This window comes from Amycolatopsis alba DSM 44262, from assembly GCF_000384215.1.
GTDB classification, from domain to species: Bacteria; Actinomycetota; Actinomycetes; order Mycobacteriales; family Pseudonocardiaceae; genus Amycolatopsis; species Amycolatopsis alba.
In genome coordinates this window covers 5,488,221-5,505,835 of the sequence record NZ_KB913032.1, presented here as the reverse complement: position 1 = coordinate 5,505,835, position 17,615 = coordinate 5,488,221, and the positions used below count along the sequence as shown (strand labels likewise).

Here is a 17,615-nt window from a genome sequence, read left to right as displayed (position 1 = left end):
TTGGCTAGGTGAGTTGTGGCTTCACCGCGGATCCGCGGTGAAGCCACAACTCACCGAATTCACTTGAGGCGTACCGGAAGACTCGTATGCCCGTTCGAAATGAACGACGGCATCTTCTCCAGTTCGGAGACCTCCGCCGCCAGGGCCAGATCGGGGAACCGTTCGAACAGCGCCGGTAGTGCGAGTTCCGCTTCCAGTCGCGCCAAGGGCGCACCGAGGCAGTAGTGCACCCCGTGCCCGAACGACAGGTGCTGGCTCTTCGACTCCCGCGAAAGCCGGAACTCGTCCGCGTCGGAACCGTGCACCTCGGGCGAGCGGCCCGCTGCCGCGTACGAAGCCAGGATCGCCTCGCCCGCCTTGATGTGCACTCCGTCGATCTCGATGTCTTCCACCGCGTACCGCAGCGGAAGGTTCGCGATCGGCGCCTGCCACCGCATGGTCTCGTCGATCACCTCGGCCCAGGTGTGCTCCCCGGAGCGCACCTTCGCCAGTTCTTCCGGATGCGTCAGCAGCGCCAGGATCGCGTGGTGCAGCAGGTTCACCGTGGTCTCGTGCCCGGCCGAGATCATCAGGATCAGCGTGTCGATCAGCTCGGCCTCCTCCAGCACCGAACCGTCCTCGTCCCGCGCGGCGATCAGGCCGCTGGCGAGGTCCTCACCGGGGTTCTCCCGCCCGTTCGCCACCAGCTGCCCGAGAATCCCGTACATCAGCACGCCGTTCGCCTGCGCCTCCTCGGCGCTGAGCGAGGTGTTGAACACTCCGTCCACCGCGCGCCGCAGCTCCGGCCGGTGCTCCTCGGGCACGCCGAAGAGCTGGCAGATCACCTCGATCGGCAGCGGATAGGCGAAATTCTCCCTCAGGTCCACCGAGTCCGGCCCGGCGGCGAGCTGGTCCAGCAGGCCGGTGATCAGCTGCTCGACCCACGGCCGCAATGCTTCCACGCGGCGCGGGGTGAACGCCTTCGACACCAGCGAACGTAGCCGCCGGTGGTCGCCACCGTAGGCGGTGAACATGTTCTGCACCGAGACCCAGATCCGCAGCGGCCAGTCCTCGGGGATCTCACCGGCGCGGTAGGCCGCCCAGTGCAGGTTCGGATTCTTCGACACCCGCGGGTCGGCCAGCAGTTTCCGCAGCAGTTCCGGCTGGGTTACTGACCACGCCACCACTTCGCCAGGGAGTTCCACCAGCGTCGCGGCTCCGCGGGCGCGGAGTTCGGCGCCTTCGGTGTGGATGTCACGGCCGTTGGGATCGAGGACGAACGGGCGGGCTGGTGCCATGGGTGCTCTCCTGTCGGGTCGGGAACGGGACTGGCCGGTGCGACGACGGGGGTGAACAGGACCGGGAGACCGGCCAGCGCGCGGTGGAACGGGCCCGGCCGCCAGCGCAATTCGGCGTCCGGCACAGCAAGGCGCACATCCGGCAGCGCGTCGAGCAGGGTCTCGATGGCGGTGGTGGCGATCAGCCGCGCCGGGCCCTGCGCCGGGCAGGAGTGCACCCCGGCGCTCCAGGCCATGTGCGCCCGGTTACCGGCCCGCTGGGCCTCGCCCAGTTCGGGATCGGTGTTGGCGGCGGCGAAACTGATCACCACGGGCTCGTCGGCAGGCAGCCGCGAGCCCATCAGGTCGGCCGCCGGATAGGGGTAACCGGCGGAGTAGTTGGCCATCGGCGGGTCGCTCCAGAGGATCTCCTCCAACGCGTCCTCGACGTGCAGGCTGCCGCCTGCCAGGTCCCCGGCGAAGCGCTCGTCCACCAGCAGCAGCCGCAGCCCGTTGGCGATCAGGTTCTGCTGCGGTTCGGTGCCCGCGCCCATCAGCAACACCAGCTGGTGCAGCATCTCCTCGTCGGTCAGCCCTGAGGGATGCGCCATCATCCACGAGGGCACGTCCTGGCTCGGCTGCCGCCGCTTGAGCGCCAGCAGGTCCAGCATGGCCGCGGTCAGCTCGGCGTTGGCACGCTCCGGGTCCACCATGTCGAAGATCCCGCGCATCCCCGCGGTGAGCCGCTCGCCCAGTTCCGGCGGGCAGCCGAAGAGGTGGTTGAACACCTGAAGGGAAAGGGTTCCGGCGTACTCGGTGAGCAGGTCCGCCCGGCCGTTCCGGGAGAACTTCGCGATCAGCTCCCGCGCGGCCTTCTCCACATAGCCCAGGAGGGCGTGCGGGTTCACCCGCGAGATGCTGTCGGTGACCGCGCTGCGGTAGCGCGCGTGCACCGCGCCGTCGGTGAACAGGCAGTTCGGCCGGTAGCCCATCATCGGCATCACCGGGTTGTCCGGCGGCTGATTGGCCTGCCAGCGGCGCGGGTCCCGCGGATAGGTCTGCGGGGAGCGCAGCACGTCCAGCGCCGCCTCGTAGCTCAGCACCAGGCTCGCGTTCACCCCCGGCGCCAGCTCGACCGGCGCGACGTGGCCGTGTTCCTTGCGCATCCGCGCGTAGACCCTCGCCGGGTTCGCGGCGAACTCCTCGTCGTAGAGCGGGGTGCGCGTGGCGTGAGCGGGACATCCGGGGGGCGGGGTGGCGGGAATGGTCACGGATGCTCCTGGCGGACGGGAGTGAACAGGTAGTCGACCAGGCTGATCAGCGCCGAGGCGGCGGACGCGCGATCGCGGGCGTCACAGGTGACCAGCCGGGTCTGGGGTAGCAGATCGAGCGCCTCGCGCAGCTCGGCCTCGGGGAAACTCGGCGCACCGTCGAACTGGTTGACCGCCACCGCGTAGGGCAGGTCCAGCTCCTCCAGCAGGCCCATCACGTCGAAGGAGTCCTGCAGGCGGCTGGGATCGACCAGCACCAGCGCCCCGAGCGCACCGTGGGCCAGGTCCTTCCACATCTGCGTGAACCGCTGCTGCCCAGGAGCACCGAAGAGGTAGAGCACCACCTCGTCGCTCAGCGTCAGGCGTCCGAAGTCCATGGCCACCGTGGTGGTGTCCTTGCCGCGCACGCCGGACAGGTCGTCGACCAGTGCGCCCGCCTGGGTCATCCGCTCCTCGGTGCGCAGCGGGCGGATCTCCGAGAGCGTGCCGACAAAGGTGGTCTTCCCCACCGCGAACGGGCCGACGATGAGGATCTTCACCGAGGTCCGGACCGTGGCGGGAACGTATCGGTCAGGTGAGAGCGCGGAGGCCATCGAGTACCTTCTGCAGGAGTTGCTGGTCGGGGACTTCGGTCTCGCGCACCGCGGCCCGTGCTTCGATGTGCCCGCTGTCGAGCAGGTCCGACAACAGCACCTTGGTGACGCTGGTGGGCAGCTTGAGATGCGCCGCCACCTCCGCGACGGCCAGTGCGCCGCCCCGGCACAGCTCCATCACCCGCCGTTTTTCCGGGCTCAGCCCGGTCACCGGAGCCCAGGTGGCCAGCACCACGGTGGCCACGTCCAGGGTGTTGCGGGTCGGATGGGCCCGGCCCTCGGTGACCACGTGCGGCCGGACCAGCGCCCGTTCCCGCCGCTGTCCGCTCATGTCGGGTTGCCAGCTCCCTCGGTCGGAAAGCGCGGCGGTGCGGTGAGTTCCTGGCCGAGTCTCTGCACCAGCTCTTGCAATCGCGAGGAAACGCCCTCGATGTCCACCCGGCCGGTGGTGGACACCGCGACGTAGGCGCCCTGTCCGGCGGAAGTCAGGAAGACGAACCCGCCGTCGAATTCGATCAGCGTCTGCCGCCACTGCTCCGGCGGCTGACGGCAGAACTCGCCGGTGGCGCGGGCGAGCGACTGGAGCCCGGAGACCGCGGCGGCGGTGCGCTCGGCGTCCTCCACGGTGATTCCCTGCGAATGGGCCATCAGCAGGCCGTCGGCCGAGAGCAGCACCGCTGAGATGGTCTCCGGCATCTGCAGGGCCTGGTCGAGCATCCAGCCCAACCGGTTGTTGGTGGTGACGGAGCTGCTCACTGGAAATCCCTTTCGTCATCGGTGGAAGAAGCGCGGCCCTGGCGGGTGCCGCGCTGCCAGGCCGTGGCCGTGGCGACCGGGCTGTGGTTCACCGGGGACTCGGTGAGTTCCGGCGCGGCTGGCGGCGACACCGGAACCGACAACGTGGTGGTGGCCGCCCCGGTCACCGGGGCGCGTCGGCGACGGCGGGGCAGGCCGTGCGCGGTGGTACCCAATTCCTCGGCCGGTTCGGCAGGCTGTGGTTCCGGCTCGGGAACGCGCACACGCGGGGCCGGGCTGGGGGTGATCGCGGCCGGGCTGGCAGGCGCGGCCAGCGACGGGACTTCCTGCGGTGCCGGCTCCGGGACGGCGGCGCGGGTGAGCAGCTCACTCGGCAGGAACAGCACCGCGCGCACCCCACCGAAGGGCGAGCGCATGTCCACCGAGACGCGAAAGCCGTAGCGGTGGGAAAGCACGCCGATGACGGCGAACCCGATCCGCGGCGGCACCCCGAGCGCGGCGATGTCCTGACCGCCGTGGCCTCCCAAGAGCCAGCCCGCGCGCTGCACCGCTTCCACCGTCATGCCGACCCCGGCGTCGTCGATGACGATCGCCAGCCCGTTGTGCGCCTGCTGGAAGCTGACCTGCACGGGCGAACCGGGCTGCGAGTGGCGGGCGCCGTTGTCCAGCAGTTCGGCCACCGCGAGCACCACCGGTTCCACGGCCTGGCTGACCACCGCGGTGTCCGAAGGCGCCGGGATCTGCACGCGCGCGTAGTCACGGATGCGGCCGGTGGCCCCGCGCACCACGTCGGTCAGGGTCGCGGCGGAGCGCTGCAGGCCCGGCCACGAACCGCACAGCACGGCGGTCGCCTGGGCGCGCCGGCCCAGCTGCGAGTTCGCGTGGTCCAGGCCGAGCAGACCATCGAGCACGTCGGGATCGTCGTGGTGCTCCTCCATCGCCGAGATCAGCACCTGCTGTTCCCCCGCGAGGTTCTGCACCGTGCGCATCATCGCGCGCAGGGTCGCGGCGGCGGATTCGGCGGCGTTGCGGCGGGTCTGGCCGGTCAGCTCGCTGACCGCCGCCAGCAGTTCGCGGTGCGGGTCCTCGCCGTTGAAGGCACGCAAGGGGCCGGGCACGGTCACGGCCTGGTTGGTCTGCGCCTCGACGATCGCAGGCAACCGCCTGTGCAGCAGGTGTCTGTCCTCCTCCTCACGGGCGCGGAGTTCGGCCAGCAGCTGCTCACCACGACGGCCGGTGTTGACGGTGACCCGGCGCTGGCGCACCAGCAACAGCGCGAAAGCCGCGGCGAGCAGCGAGACGCAGATCAGCGCTGCCGTCAGCAGGGGGTACTCCATGAAATCCTCACGGTCGACAGGGCAAGGACGCCTGGGCCGAGCCGGGGGATCATGCGGCAGCTCCACGGCATCGGGGATCGAAGGACGTCATCAGCAGCGAGTACCGTAGCGCAAACACGCCGTGAGCGGCAGCCGCTTCCCGTGAGAAAAGTGGTTCTGTGCAGGGCACAGCCGATCGGCCAGGGGCGGGCCGGACACACCGGATCCCGAGCCGGGCCCGACCTCGGTCAGGAGACTCGGATATCGCGGCGTACGGCGTCGAGGTAGTCGTTGATGGCCCGGTGGTTCTTGGTGAGGCATTCGATCTTTTCGGCCATGCGGTCGCGTTCGAGTTCGAGCGTCGCGACCATGTCCGGCGTGGCGTAGGGCATGTGAATCGTGCGAGGGGTGTTCAGACAGGGCAGGATCTGCTTGATGATCCGTGTGGGCAGCCCCGCGTCGAGCAGGCCTCGCACCTGGAGAACCCTGTCGACGACGTACTCCTCATAGTCCCGGTATCCGTTGGGCAGCCGATCTGACTCGATCAGTCCCTGCTCCTCGTAGTAGCGCAGCAACCTCATCGAAGTCCGTGTGCGCGTCGACAGCTCACCGATCCGCATATCCCTCTCCTCGCCCTCCGTGGCCGGCGTCAGGTGACTCAGCGGGAACCGAATTGACCTTCACACTAATGTCAACCATTGATCATAAGGCTATGACACGACCACAGACTCTGTCACCTCACTCGACAACGAGCGACCGGCTCCCGCTGGCGGCTCTTCTGGCCTTGGCCACCACCGGGTTCATCACACTCCTGACCGAGACGATGCCCGCCGGGGTGCTTCCCGCGATGAGCCGAGACCTTGGTGTGAGCGAGAGTGCTGCCGGGCAGAGCGTCACCGTCTTCGCGATCGGTGCGATCCTCGCCGCAATCCCGCTCACCAAGGCGACCATCGGCTGGCCGCGACGGCACCTGCTGCTGGTGGCGATCTCAGGATTCGCGGTCGCCAACACCGTCACCGCGCTCTCCGGGAGCTTCGCGCTCACGCTGGCCGCCCGGTTCATCGCCGGCATCGTCGGCGGGTTGCTCTGGGCGCTGCTGGCCGGATACGCGGTACGGATGGTTCCCGCACATCAGCGCGGCAAGGCCATGGCGATCGCGATGGCGGGCGCGACCGTTGCTTTGTCCATCGGAGTTCCCGCCGCGGCGCTTCTGGCCAAGCTCATCGAATGGCGATACGCGTTCGGGATCATGACCGTCCTCACGCTCGCGTTGATCGTGTGGGTCGTCGTGGCGGTGCCGAACTTCCCCGGACAGCCCAAGGGTTCACGGCTCCCGCTCACCCGCACCTTCCGCATTCCCGGCGTGGCGCCCGTGCTCGTCGTGACCCTCACGTTCGTGCTCTCCCACAGCATCCTCTACACCTACATCGCCCCGTTCCTCGCGCCGCTCGGCATGGAAAGTCAAGTCGACGCCGTGCTGCTCACCTTCGGCCTGGTGTCGCTGGTGAGCATCTGGATCACCGGAGCGCTCATCCACCGGAACCTGCGTCTCCTCATGATCCTCGCGTGTGCGCTCTTCGCGGCATGCACGCTGCTGCTCGGCATCTTCTCCGGCGTGCCCGCGCTCGTCTACGCCGGCGCAGCGCTCTGGGGGCTCGCGTTCGGCGGCACCTCCACCCTGCTGCAGACCGCGGTCGCCGAAGCGGCAGGCGACGCCGGCGATGTCGCCCAGGCACTCCTCACCACCGGATGGAACATCGGAATCGCCGGTGGCGGCATCATCGGCGGCATCATCCTCGGCGGATTGAACGCATCCTGGCTGAGCTGGGTTGCGCTCGCACTGCTCGTCCCCACCCTCGCCATTGTGATCACGGCACGCAAAAACGGGTTCATCAAGGGAGAACTCGGCAGCCGCTGAACCTTCGCTGCCCGCAGCTGAGACCCGTGAGCTGTAGCCCTGCGCACGCGGCGCATCTCGCGTCCTGCGCAGGGCCTCCCGCGACGCTTGGTCTTCAGCCGACGGCAGCCGTCCGGTCACTGGGCAGACCGAGACCGGAAAGCAGCTCGAAGAAGGTCGGACAGGTCTTGGCGACACAATCGGGATGATCCAGCGAAATTCCGCTACCCCCAATCCCGATGAGCGCGGATGCCATGGCCATCCGGTGGTCGTCCCTGGTTCGTACCTCGGCCCGCCGAACCGTGGCCGGTTCGATCAGCCATCCGTCGGGCCGCTCCTGCACGCGAGCACCCACCGCACGCAGGACCTCGGTCATCGCGTCGATGCGATCGCATTCGTGGTGCCGAACGTGTTCGATGCCGGTGATCTCCACCGGGGCATCGGCGAACACCGACAACGCGGCGACGGTCAAGGCCACATCGGAGCAGGCGTTGAGGTCGAACCGGTGACCACCGCGCAGGCGGGTCAGCCCCTGCGGACGCCGGATGCGGACGCCGACGTCTCCCGTCCACTCGGTCACACATCCGAAGGCGGCCAGGATCTCGACGAACTGGATGTCGGGCTGCCTGCTGGCCCGTGCCAGATTCGTCAGCTCGATGGCACCACCGGCAACGGCGGGTAGTGCCGCGAAGTACGTGGCTGTCGACGCATCCGCCTCGACATCGAACGTGGTGGCCCGGTATTCGACCGGCTCGACGTCGATGCGGCTCAAGTCGTCGGAAGCCTCGACTCGGGCGCCGAACCGCCGCATGCAGTCGATCGTCATGCGAACGTACTCCGACTGCACCACGGCACCGTCGGTGGTGATCCGGATCGGGGTGGCGTTCCTGGGCGCGGCCAGCAACAGCCCGCTCAGGTACTGGCTGGAAACGCTGCCGTCGACATGCGCGACCGATTTCCGAATGCGGCCGCCCCGGACAGTGATCGGATATCGCCCTGGATTCTCGATGTATTCAAGCGGATCACCGAGCTGGTTCAGGGCCGCACCGAGCCCGTCGATCGGCCGCTTCGTCATCTGCGCGCTCGCCGTCAGATGCCATTCACCGGATTCGCCGAAGGCGAGAATGCAGGGCAGGAAACGGGCGATCGTTCCCGCCGATCCGACATCGATCGTCGCCCGCGGCACCGGGCGCTGCCTGCCGATGCCGGTGATCTCGACCTCGTCGTCCCGGACCAGGACCTTGCATCCCAGAGTCTGGGCCGCGGCCAGCCCGCGTTCGGTGTCATCGCTGAACAGCGGGTTGGTGATGCGAGAGGTTCCGGTGCTCAGCACGGCAAGGGCGATCGCCCGGTTCGTGATGCTTTTGCTGCCCGGTATCCGGACCGATCCGCTGACCTCCCCGTCGGCCGGGTGAACCACAATCCGGTCTGTCCCTGTCTTCACTTGCGATACCGCCTTCTCTGTCACTTCCGATGCCTCGATTTCCCGGCCCCTGCACTGTGCTGAACAGTCCGGTGGCTCCGACGCGTTGCCGCGCCGGAGCCCCTTCCGAACCGGACATGTGCTAGAGAGTGACTTGCGGCATCCGGGAATTCTCCTTGGGGAGTTGGGTGATCGCCGGTTTGGTGAGCGCCGCGACGACGGTGCTCACCGTGTGCTCGACGTGCGGAGCGCGCAGGATCTGGAAGTGATTGGCGTCGAGGGTGTCACTCGCGTAGCTGACGTCGATGGCGACCGTGTCGAGGAACGAATAGTCGTCGCCGTCGGCGCGAATGATGGTGATGGCAGCGGAGAGGTCGCGCTCGGCCAGCTCGGTGAACGTGTACTCGAACTCGCACGTCTTTTCCACGAGCCGGGTGATCCGGTCGGCGAGACTCGTATCGATCTCGAGTTCGGACGCGACCGCCTTCAGGAAGGAGTCGCGGCCCGTCACCGTGGCGGCGACACTGTCGGCGAGTGGTCCGTCGGTGCGACCGAAGAACACGGCGAACAGCAACCGCTTGAACCAGGTGTCGCGGTAGCGGCCCTCCGCGCCAGGGGTGGCGGGTTCCTGCTCGACATGAGGTGAGCCGGGGGCAAGGAGGATGAGTCTGTCTACTGTTTCACCTTGGGTTTCGAGCTGGTAGGCGACCTCGAAGGCGACCCGCGAACCGAATGAGTAGCCGACGAGGTTGTACGGGCCGTGGGGCTGAACGCGGCGGATCTCGTCGATATCGCGACGCGCCATGGCAACGATGGTGTCGTCGACGTCTTCGCCGTCGTTGAGCCCGTGTGCTTGCAGGCCGTAGCACCGGTAGGAGGTACCGGCGATGGCCTCGGCGAGGGGCCGCAGGTTCATCGGGTATCCGCCGAGTCCCGCCCAGAGGAAGACGGGATTGTCGCCGCTACCGGCCAGCGGGACGGCCCTGGAGAACACTGCGGTGTTTCCGGCGCTCAGCGCGCGGGCCTGCTTGGCGATGGTGTCGTGCTCGAATATCGCCTGAACGGGGAAGGGGATACCGAGCCTGGCACGAATGTTCTTGACGAGCCGGACCGCGGAGATCGAGTTCCCGCCGAGGGTGAAGAAGGATGTTGCCGTCGATACCAGGCTGTCGTGCTGCAGAGACTCTCGCCATAACCGAGCAAGCTGGTGTTCGACGAGTGTCGCAGGGGCGACGTAGGTTTCCTCGGCGGGATCGTCGGCGCGGGCGAGTTCGGCCTCGCGAAGTGCCCGAGTGTCGATCTTCCCGCTTGGACTCCGGGGCAGATCGTCGAAGATGCGGATGACGTCGGGCAGCATGTAGTGCGGCAGCATTCCGGCGATGTCGGTGCTGATGATGTCGGCGAGCCCTTGTGTGTGGAGGATGTCCTCATCCATGCCGTCGTGGGCGATCTGGTCATCTGTCACGGGCCCGCCGAGGGCGAAGTACGAAGACTCGCCGTGGTTGCCGGTGAACGCGCGGATCCGGCGGGCGGTGGCCAGTTCGTGCCCGCTGAACGAGCTGTATCCCGCGGACACGAGACCGAGATTCCGATCGTTCATCTCGACACGTTGGAGGGCCCGGCCGAGGTCGATGTAGGACTCCGGTGAGCCGGTGGAGGTCAGCACGAGTCCGAACGACGCCTTGTCGTGGACCCGCTGGTTGATCGCGATGACGTCTTTACGGCGAATCAGCGGATCGGTGCCGACTCGGGTGAGGACGGAGCCGTCCGACTCGTACACGCCGCGGTCTTCGGGGCTGCCGCCGAGTATTTCGACGCGACACCGGACCGCGCGCAGAGGGTCCGCGCCGGCGGCATCCGTCAAGGGCCACGAGCCGATCACGAACCGATCCCCCGTGTCGGCACCGATGAGGGCGAGGTCGGCGACGGGCAGGTCTTGGCGATCGCCGACGCGGTGGCCGACGGCAGGCGCGACCGTGTCCAGGAGACCGAGCAGGTGTCCGGCTTCGAGGTGCAGGACCTCGTCGACATTGGTCGTGTAGACCGACGAGATCACCGAACGCTGACCCACCAGGACAAGATCGACGCCGGCGCGGTGATCGCCTGCGGGCGCGGCGTGGACGAGGTGCAGCGTGGCGGTCCTGGGATTCAGGTAGTACATGCCGTCGGCGACAGCGGGCAGAGCGGCGATCCGGACGTAGACCTGCACGCCGTACAGCGCGCCGGTCGAGGCGTATGCGTACTTGGGCAGCAGCCGAGACTCACTGCGGTACTGGACGAGCGAGCGAAGGACGAAGGCCAGCGACGACATCGACCAGTCACCGGTGTGCAGGCCGGATAGTTCTCGGGGTGTCTCGACGAACGCGGTGAGTCGCGCAAGCAGGCGGGGATCGATCTCGGTCGAGTGGAAGGTTCGGTACGATTTGCGGCCGAACGCGATCTTGCGAAGGAGCAGGTCGTCTTCCGGGGAGATGGGAAGCGCGATGGCCGGCGTCGCAGGGTCCTCCCACACACCAAGCCCCGCTACCTGGGCCGGGGCGGTCGTGGGCTGGTGTTGCACGCCCTGGTCGATGACGGCGGCTTCATGCGGGTTGAGCTCGACGTGTGCCACGAGCTGCGGGGCGGCGCCGTTGCCGCGGTCGACCGTGAACACACCGGCGTGCCGGACCCATTCGTGATTCTCGAGGGCACTGCGGATCTCGTCGAGCTCGATCCGGTGGCCGCGGATCTTGACCTGGGAATCGGTACGGCCACGGAAGTGGAAGACACCGTCGATCAGTTCGCCGACGTCGCCGGTGCGGTAGAGACGCGTCGGGGTGCCGTTGATGACACGGGTGACGAAGCGGCGGTCGGTCTCCTCGGGTCGGTTGCGATAGCCGCGGGCGAGCTGCTTGCCAGAGATGCCGATCTCGCCGGTGGCAGCGTCTGTCGGCTCGCCGGCCTCGTCGAGGAGGTGAAAGTCGAGCCCGTCGACCGGGACCCCGATGGGGACCACCCCGGCCGCCGATCCCTGGCCGCCCGGTGTGCTGGGTAGCGTGTAGAAGGAGGAGTTGATCGTGGTTTCGGTCGGGCCGTACACGTTCACGATCCGAGTGGCGGGAAGGATGCCGACGGCCGTAGCGGCAAGCCGGGACGAGAGGGACTCGCCGCCGCTCGCGACCAGACGCAACGACGTGCAAGTGGAAAAGGCCGCCTCCTCGCAGAGTGCCTGCAGCAGGGTCGGCACGACTTGCAGGTGAGTGACCTGGTGAGTGGTCACGGTGTCGATCAGCGCCTCGGGGTCCCGGTAGAGATCGGGGTCACCGACGACCACCGCCGCGCCGGTCGCGTTCGCCAGAAACTCCCATTGCGCGGCATCGAAGCTGATCGGTGTCTTGTGCACGATCCGGGCTCCCGGCCCGAGATCGAGGCCGGCACTGATCCACCGCATTTGATGAGCGAGCGACGCCTGCGGGATCTCCACTCCCTTGGGGGCTCCGGTGGAACCGGAGGTGTACAGCACGAAGGCGATGGCGTCGGGCTCGGCGACATTGCGGGGCGTGTCACCCCCGTCGACAGCGGGAATCTCGTCGGCGGCAGGGATCTCGGCGATGGTGACGTCGGTGCCGGCGACGATCTCCTCCAGATCGCCCCGGAGTTCTGCCGGAGTCAGGATCAGATCGACGTCACCGGCGACGATCATGTAGCGGATGCGGTCATCGGGGTAAGTGGGAGCCAACGGCACATAGGCGATGCCGCTGAACAACGCGCCCCAGGCCGACGCGACAAGTGCGGGCGAGGGGGTGAAGTACAGACCGACGGTGCGCGGTTTGGCTTCGGTGATGATCTGCTGGGCCGCCGCGACCGTCCGGCCCAAGGACTGGAATGAGATCACGCCGTCGCGTGAGATCACCGCAGGGGCACAGGGATCGGCGCCGAGCTGATGCAGGAATTGTTCACAGAGATCGGAGGTGGCGATGGATGGAGCGTTCATGGTATGTCAATCCCCTAGAATCAGGTGTACGCAAAGAAGATCGAAGAGTCGGCCGCGACCGATGAACTTTTCTCCACTATTGCCGCATCCCATTGCCTGCCAGGCAGGCAATGGGATGCGGAAGACCGTCACGAACATTCCCGGCACAACAGGACACGGACCGTCAGGAGAGCATCCGCATCGAGGAGATCAGGTCGATCAGGCCCTGAGACGACGCATCGGAGGTGGATTGCTGGACGAGTGGCCCGGAGTCTTCCTCGCCGATCGAATAAAGGCACACCAGCCACCCGTCGATCGGCACGTCCGGCATGAATGCCCCCAACCGTGGCGCTGCCACGATTTCCGTATCGGCACTGATCATTCCGGCCAGCACCGATCGTCCCGCGGACAACTGCTCCACGGTCAGTGCGAGTCCGACATGCGAATGGACCGCGTTCTGCAGGGATCCGAGTGGCCCATGGAGGTACTCAGAGGCCGGATCGCCTGCCGATTCCACCGTCGGCAGCGGTTGGCCAAGGTCAATTTCAGGGGATACCACTTCAGCGTCCTCTCCAGCTGATCGGAGTCCTCGTGCCCGCGATCAGGAAACGAAAGTGAAGTAGCCGGTTTCGTCGTAGTCGTACCCGGCCACCTTGTACCGTTGTTCCGGAGCGGGGTAACCCTTTTTGAGGTACTCCGCGAGAAAGTACCTTTCCTCGGGAGACGTCAGGCCGAGCCGGATATCCTCACCACCGGGAAACTCGATCTCGCCCGCCATGGCGGCGGCGTATTCACGAAGCTGCGATTTCAGCCCGCTGCCGTCCGGCATGCGGATCTTCGGACGGTGGAGGATGTAGTCCGGAAGCAGATCCGAGACGGCCTGGCGCAGGATCCACTTCTCCACCCCGTCGCGTATCTTCACGGAGAACGGCAGGCCGAGGGTGAATTTCGCGAGATCCAGATCGAGGAAGGGGACCCGCGTCTCGACCGAATGAGCCATGCTCATGCGGTCGACCCGCTGAATATCGGTCCGGTGCAGGTTGCCCGTGCGGTAACGGACCAGCTCCACCGGATCGGGGTGGGTACGGAACAGGTCATAGCCGCCGAGCAGTTCATCGCTGCCTTCGCCGCAGATCGCCACCTTGAAGCCGTGTCGCTGGATCAGCCGGTAGGCGAAATAGGAGATACACGAATCCATCGCGTCGATGGCCTCGAAGAACTCCCCGTATCGGACCACGGTCGGGACCGCGGCGATGACGTCGTCCATGGAGATCTCTTCGACGTGGTGCGCGATGCCCTGCTCTTCGCAGTATCGCCGGGCGACCTCGATGTCCGCCGAGCCCTTGAGTCCGACCGTGAACGCAACGACGTTGTCGTGATAGCGACGCGCCGCGGCGAGCACCGCGGCACTGTCGATGCCGCCACTGAACGTGACCGCTACCGGCAAGTCGGTATCGACATGACTTCGCACCGCCTGGAGGAACAGGTCCCGATACGTCCGGACGAGCGCGTCCTCGTCGAGGTGGAGCTCGCCCGGATCAGGCGAGATGTCCAGGATGGTGGAAAAACGCTGGTAGGTCGTGCCGTCGTACCACTGTCCTGGTTCGAACTCCACCGGCCGGTGGCCCTCGACATCCCCGAAGCTCTTCAGCTCCGAGGCGATCAGCACCGCTTCGCTGTTCTCGGACAGGTAGAGCGGCTTGATGCCGAGGGGATCCCGTGCGATGACGAAACCATTGTCGTCATCGCTGAAGATCACGAGGGCGTACATGCCGGAGATCCGGGAGAAGGCCTGCTTTCCCCACGCCCGGTACGCGTTGAGGACGACTTCGGTGTCTGTTTCGGTCTCGAACTCGAAACCCAGTGCCACCAACTCGTTCCGGAGCGAGTCGGTGTTGAACAGCTCACCGTTGTAGAAGAGCGTCAGCCCCTCCCGCGTGACCGGCTGGACGCCGTGGTCCCGGTCCGTGATCGCCAGCCTGTTCGTGCCCGCCGCCCACCGGTCCGTGATCCGCGTTTCCCCGAAATTTTCGACATCGCCCCGATGTGATATCGGGAGCAGCATCGACCGGAGCATGCCAGCCAGTGGGGCATCGGTCGAACGAGCCCCCTTGGTGATGATCGCCGCGATCCCGCACATACTAGGCACCCGCCTTGACGCCAGGCTCCGCCGACAGCTGCAGATCGATGCCCAGTTCGGCGGCACCACGGAAGAAATCGGGATAGGTCTGACCGACAACGCCGGCGTTCTCGATGACCAATCCATGCTTGCTCCGCGCGCCGATGAGCGTGAAGGCGAGCACGACCGCGTGGTCGAAATGGCTGTCGACGACCGCGGATTCGGTGGCACCCGCCGGGTTGCCGTGGATGATGAGACTGTCCACGGTTTCGTCGGACTCGATGCCTACCTTGCGCAATTCCTTACGGAAGTCGGAGATCCGGTCACACTCCTTGTACCGGATGTGCTCGATGTTGCGGAAGATGCTGGTCCCGTCGGCGTGCGCGGACAACGCGGCCAAGGGCAGGACGGAGTCCGGTGACAGGGATCCGTCGAAATCGAGCGGCTTCAGCGCCGCCGGATTGCCCTGGACACGGATCTCGTCGGACCCGACCGTGACGGTCGCGCCGACGGACCGGACATAGTCGACGACACCGTCGAGTTCGGTGAGCCCGGTATGCCGGATCGACACGTCGGAATCCAGTGCTGCCGTGAGCGCCAACAGGGCCGCGGTGCTCGCGGGATCGCTGCCGACGGCGAATTCGGCCGGAGCGAAGGCAGTGTTCGCGGGGACCTGGTAGTGCAGTCCGTCCGCGGATGCGGAGGTTTCGACGCCCGCGGTGGCGAGCACCTGCTGAGTCGTCCGCACCATGGACGGGGCCTTGAGTTCGTCCGGCACGTGGATTTCCAGTGCCGAATCGAGCCTGCCACCCAGATAGAGCAGCCCACTGAGGAATTGCGAGCTCTTGCGAGACTCGATCGAGGTGCTTCCGCCGTGGATGCCGGCGCCGTAGGTGCTGATCGGCAGCCGTCCGTCGCGTTCCTGCCAGTCGGCACCGACACCGAGCTGGCGAAGCGCGTCGAGCATCTCGATGTTCGAGCGCCGGCCGAGCGATTCGGGGAACGTCGTCACGAACGTCGTGCGGTCCAGATGCGCGGTGGCACCGAGCAGCAACCGCAGCACGATGCCGGAGTTGCCGACGTCGATCGTCTGGTTGTTCTTCAGCTCGGCGGGCCCGACGACGACGAGATCGTCGCCCTCGAAACTGATCTCGGCGCCCAATGTCGCGACCGCGTCGATCAGTGCCCGCACATTGCGGCTGTTGGTGATCCGGCGGATCCGGCTCGTGCCCGGCGCCATGCCCGCGGCGAGAACAGCGCGGGCGGAGTAGCTCTTCGAACCGGGCGGCGTGACGGTGCCGCGCAACGTAGCACTCGGGGTGATTCGAGCGGCGGTCAGCGCGATCTTGGATGTCGACATGATGACCTCTCCTGTGATGCTGTCTCTGCTGGTCAAGACTGCGTTTTGGGGCGATCGACGACGGCGCCGAGTGCTTCCAACTGCTCGATGAACTCCGGGAAGCTGTCGATCAGGCTGTGCAGATCCGAGAACGCGACCGGGTTGCTCGCGCCGACGGCCGCGGCCATGGCAGGCAGCAGGACGCGATGGTCACCGTCGTCATCGATGACGATCCCGCCCCGCGGTGGGCCGTCGAGGGGTTCGGTGTGGAAACCGGTGACGACATCTCGGTGATCGCGCACCTCGCGGATATCGAATCCCATGCGCGCCAACGTTCTTACAATCAGCTCCACCCTGCGGGTCTTGTGGTTGTTCACGTGCCCGCAGTTGACCGCCGTGACCGCACCGCGCGAATAGGCGGCGATGGCGGCCAGGCTGGTCACCGCCGTCGGTACGTCACTTCCGTCGATCACCACCGGCTCAGCCGGATAGCCGACGCGTCGGATCTGCAGCGTGGATTCGGCAGGGTCGTACGTTGTCCCGATACCGAGCTTGGCGATCGCACGGAAGAACAGGTCCTCCGATTCCAGCCCGGACGGCGTGTAGTTCTTGATCACGACCTTGTGCTGCCCCACTTCGCCTGCAGCGGCAACCACCGCGAAGTAGGTGATCGACGTGAAATCGGTCGCGATCCGGTACTCGCTCGCGGGATACCCGCCCGGCTCGATGACAGCCGACCACTCCCACCCGTGCTGGGCACTGTGTGCCAGCCCGGTGCTGGCACCGAGCGCGCCCAACATCTCACGGGTCAGTGCGATGTAGGGAGCGCCGACGACGCGGCGAGTCGCGGCCCGCACGCGCAGCTCCTCGCTGATGAACGGCGCGGACAGCATCAAGGCCGTCACGAGCTGCGAACTGTCGACCGTGTCGACGACATGCGTCGCCTGCTGATCACACCGCCTGCCTCGGCCCTTGATGGAGACGACGTACTCCGAGTCGTTGCCATAGGTACTCAAGACGGCGCCGAGCTGATGGGTGAGCACACCCAGGTGTTTCGCGACCGGGCGATTCATCATCCCCCTGGTCGCCCGGAAATGCGTGGTTCCGCCGCTGACCGCGGCAAGCACGCCCAGCACACGGAGGGTGAACGCCGATCCCGCGACGTCGACCTCACGAACGGGGCTGGCCGAGGCGGCGTCCGGGTCCACCGTTATCGACGCCCGATCACCGTCGATGGTGGATGTCGCGCCGAATTGGTTCAAACCCGCCAGCAGCAACGTGGTCTCTCGCGACCAAGCAGCGTTGGTGACTGTCGACGTGCCCGATCGCGTCAAGGCGCCGGTGACGAGCGCGCGCTGAGTGTGCGGCTTGGAAGCGGGCGCGGTGACGATGCCACCCAGCCCTCGGACGCCATTGTGAATAGAGAGCATGAGGCTACCCGCCAACGATCGCGATAGCGCTGATCTCGGCCATGGTTCGCATATTCCGATCTCCTCTTTCTGCTGATGTGCGGCTGCCGCAGGATTGTGCCCATGCGCAGGCACACGGACCGCGTTCTCGGACACGGCCGCGTCTTGGTGGCTACTGATCTCATTTGAGATGGGGCTGATCTTCATATCGATCATGACGACTCGAAGACGGAGCCGAGCGCTCATGCGACTGAAATCGTGGAGGCACGCTTTCGGCCTGGGGC

General features: G+C 66.7%; 14 protein-coding genes. 1 reads left to right on the top strand and 13 read right to left on the bottom strand.

What is annotated here, in order from left to right:
* Nucleotides 1-59 precede the first annotated feature (59 nt).
* From AMYAL_RS0126135 to AMYAL_RS0126105, 7 genes are all read right to left on the bottom strand, one after another.
* Nucleotides 60-1,166, bottom strand: coding sequence for a cytochrome P450 family protein (locus AMYAL_RS0126135; protein ID WP_020634223.1), 1,107 nt, complete (start codon nucleotides 1,164-1,166; stop codon nucleotides 60-62).
* Nucleotides 1,148-2,527, bottom strand: a complete 1,380-nt coding sequence (locus AMYAL_RS0126130; protein WP_020634222.1) for a cytochrome P450 — start codon at nucleotides 2,525-2,527, stop codon at nucleotides 1,148-1,150. Before AMYAL_RS0126130 ends, AMYAL_RS0126135 begins: the two co-directional genes overlap by 19 nt.
* Nucleotides 2,524-3,120, bottom strand: coding sequence for a GTP-binding protein (locus AMYAL_RS0126125; protein WP_020634221.1), 597 nt, complete (start codon nucleotides 3,118-3,120; stop codon nucleotides 2,524-2,526). Before AMYAL_RS0126125 ends, AMYAL_RS0126130 begins: the two co-directional genes overlap by 4 nt.
* The gene (locus tag AMYAL_RS0126120; protein WP_020634220.1) at nucleotides 3,098-3,451 is read right to left on the bottom strand and encodes a DUF742 domain-containing protein; all 354 of its coding nucleotides are present in this window, start codon (nucleotides 3,449-3,451) and stop codon (nucleotides 3,098-3,100) included. The genes AMYAL_RS0126125 and AMYAL_RS0126120 overlap by 23 nt, the downstream gene beginning before the upstream one ends.
* A complete protein-coding gene (locus AMYAL_RS0126115; protein WP_020634219.1) occupies nucleotides 3,448-3,876 on the bottom strand; it encodes a roadblock/LC7 domain-containing protein in 429 nt (142 codons plus the stop codon). The genes AMYAL_RS0126120 and AMYAL_RS0126115 overlap by 4 nt, the downstream gene beginning before the upstream one ends.
* Nucleotides 3,873-5,213, bottom strand: a complete 1,341-nt coding sequence (locus AMYAL_RS0126110; RefSeq protein ID WP_020634218.1) for an ATP-binding protein — start codon at nucleotides 5,211-5,213, stop codon at nucleotides 3,873-3,875. Before AMYAL_RS0126110 ends, AMYAL_RS0126115 begins: the two co-directional genes overlap by 4 nt.
* 227 nt (nucleotides 5,214-5,440) lie before the next feature.
* Nucleotides 5,441-5,812 (bottom strand): MerR family transcriptional regulator, encoded by a 372-nt coding sequence (locus AMYAL_RS0126105; protein WP_020634217.1) that lies wholly within the window; start codon nucleotides 5,810-5,812, stop codon nucleotides 5,441-5,443.
* A 92-nt stretch (nucleotides 5,813-5,904) separates the two neighbouring features.
* Between AMYAL_RS0126105 and AMYAL_RS0126100 the strand changes: the two genes are divergently transcribed.
* Nucleotides 5,905-7,110, top strand: coding sequence for an MFS transporter (locus AMYAL_RS0126100; protein WP_026467452.1), 1,206 nt, complete (start codon nucleotides 5,905-5,907; stop codon nucleotides 7,108-7,110).
* A 94-nt stretch (nucleotides 7,111-7,204) separates the two neighbouring features.
* On the opposite strand, the gene aroA (AMYAL_RS0126095) is transcribed toward AMYAL_RS0126100, so the two are convergent.
* From aroA (AMYAL_RS0126095) to AMYAL_RS0126065, 6 genes are all read right to left on the bottom strand, one after another.
* Nucleotides 7,205-8,533, bottom strand: coding sequence for a 3-phosphoshikimate 1-carboxyvinyltransferase (gene aroA, locus AMYAL_RS0126095; RefSeq protein WP_167336159.1), 1,329 nt, complete (start codon nucleotides 8,531-8,533; stop codon nucleotides 7,205-7,207).
* Between the two features lie 121 nt (nucleotides 8,534-8,654).
* Nucleotides 8,655-12,485 carry a non-ribosomal peptide synthetase family protein gene (locus AMYAL_RS0126090; RefSeq protein WP_020634214.1) on the bottom strand — a complete coding sequence of 1,277 codons (3,831 nt, stop codon included), beginning with the start codon at nucleotides 12,483-12,485 and terminating at the stop codon, nucleotides 8,655-8,657.
* 163 nt (nucleotides 12,486-12,648) lie between these two features.
* On the bottom strand, nucleotides 12,649-13,023 hold the full coding sequence (locus tag AMYAL_RS49335; RefSeq protein WP_143267606.1) for a hypothetical protein: 375 nt from the start codon (nucleotides 13,021-13,023) through the stop codon (nucleotides 12,649-12,651).
* A 42-nt stretch (nucleotides 13,024-13,065) separates the two neighbouring features.
* On the bottom strand, nucleotides 13,066-14,673 hold the full coding sequence (gene asnB, locus AMYAL_RS0126075) for an asparagine synthase (glutamine-hydrolyzing) (RefSeq protein WP_167336158.1): 1,608 nt from the start codon (nucleotides 14,671-14,673) through the stop codon (nucleotides 13,066-13,068).
* Nucleotides 14,606-15,943 (bottom strand): 3-phosphoshikimate 1-carboxyvinyltransferase, encoded by a 1,338-nt coding sequence (gene aroA, locus AMYAL_RS46185; RefSeq protein ID WP_020634211.1) that lies wholly within the window; start codon nucleotides 15,941-15,943, stop codon nucleotides 14,606-14,608. Before aroA (AMYAL_RS46185) ends, asnB begins: the two co-directional genes overlap by 68 nt.
* Nucleotides 15,944-15,975: 32 nt before the next feature.
* The gene (locus tag AMYAL_RS0126065; RefSeq protein WP_167336157.1) at nucleotides 15,976-17,547 is read right to left on the bottom strand and encodes a hypothetical protein; all 1,572 of its coding nucleotides are present in this window, start codon (nucleotides 17,545-17,547) and stop codon (nucleotides 15,976-15,978) included.
* Between the last annotated feature and the right edge of the window lie 68 nt (nucleotides 17,548-17,615).

Coding starts and splice junctions, on each gene's coding strand:
- AMYAL_RS0126125 (WP_020634221.1), bottom strand. CDS start 3,120: ATGGCCTCCGCGCTCTCACCTGACCGATACGTTCCCGCCACGGTCCGG.
- AMYAL_RS0126120 (WP_020634220.1), bottom strand. CDS start 3,451: ATGAGCGGACAGCGGCGGGAACGGGCGCTGGTCCGGCCGCACGTGGTC.
- AMYAL_RS0126110 (WP_020634218.1), bottom strand. CDS start 5,213: ATGGAGTACCCCCTGCTGACGGCAGCGCTGATCTGCGTCTCGCTGCTC.
- AMYAL_RS0126105 (WP_020634217.1), bottom strand. CDS start 5,812: ATGCGGATCGGTGAGCTGTCGACGCGCACACGGACTTCGATGAGGTTG.
- AMYAL_RS0126100 (WP_026467452.1), top strand. CDS start 5,905: ATGACACGACCACAGACTCTGTCACCTCACTCGACAACGAGCGACCGG.
- AMYAL_RS0126090 (WP_020634214.1), bottom strand. CDS start 12,485: ATGAACGCTCCATCCATCGCCACCTCCGATCTCTGTGAACAATTCCTG.
- aroA (WP_020634211.1), bottom strand. CDS start 15,943: ATGTCGACATCCAAGATCGCGCTGACCGCCGCTCGAATCACCCCGAGT.
- AMYAL_RS0126065 (WP_167336157.1), bottom strand. CDS start 17,547: ATGATCGATATGAAGATCAGCCCCATCTCAAATGAGATCAGTAGCCAC.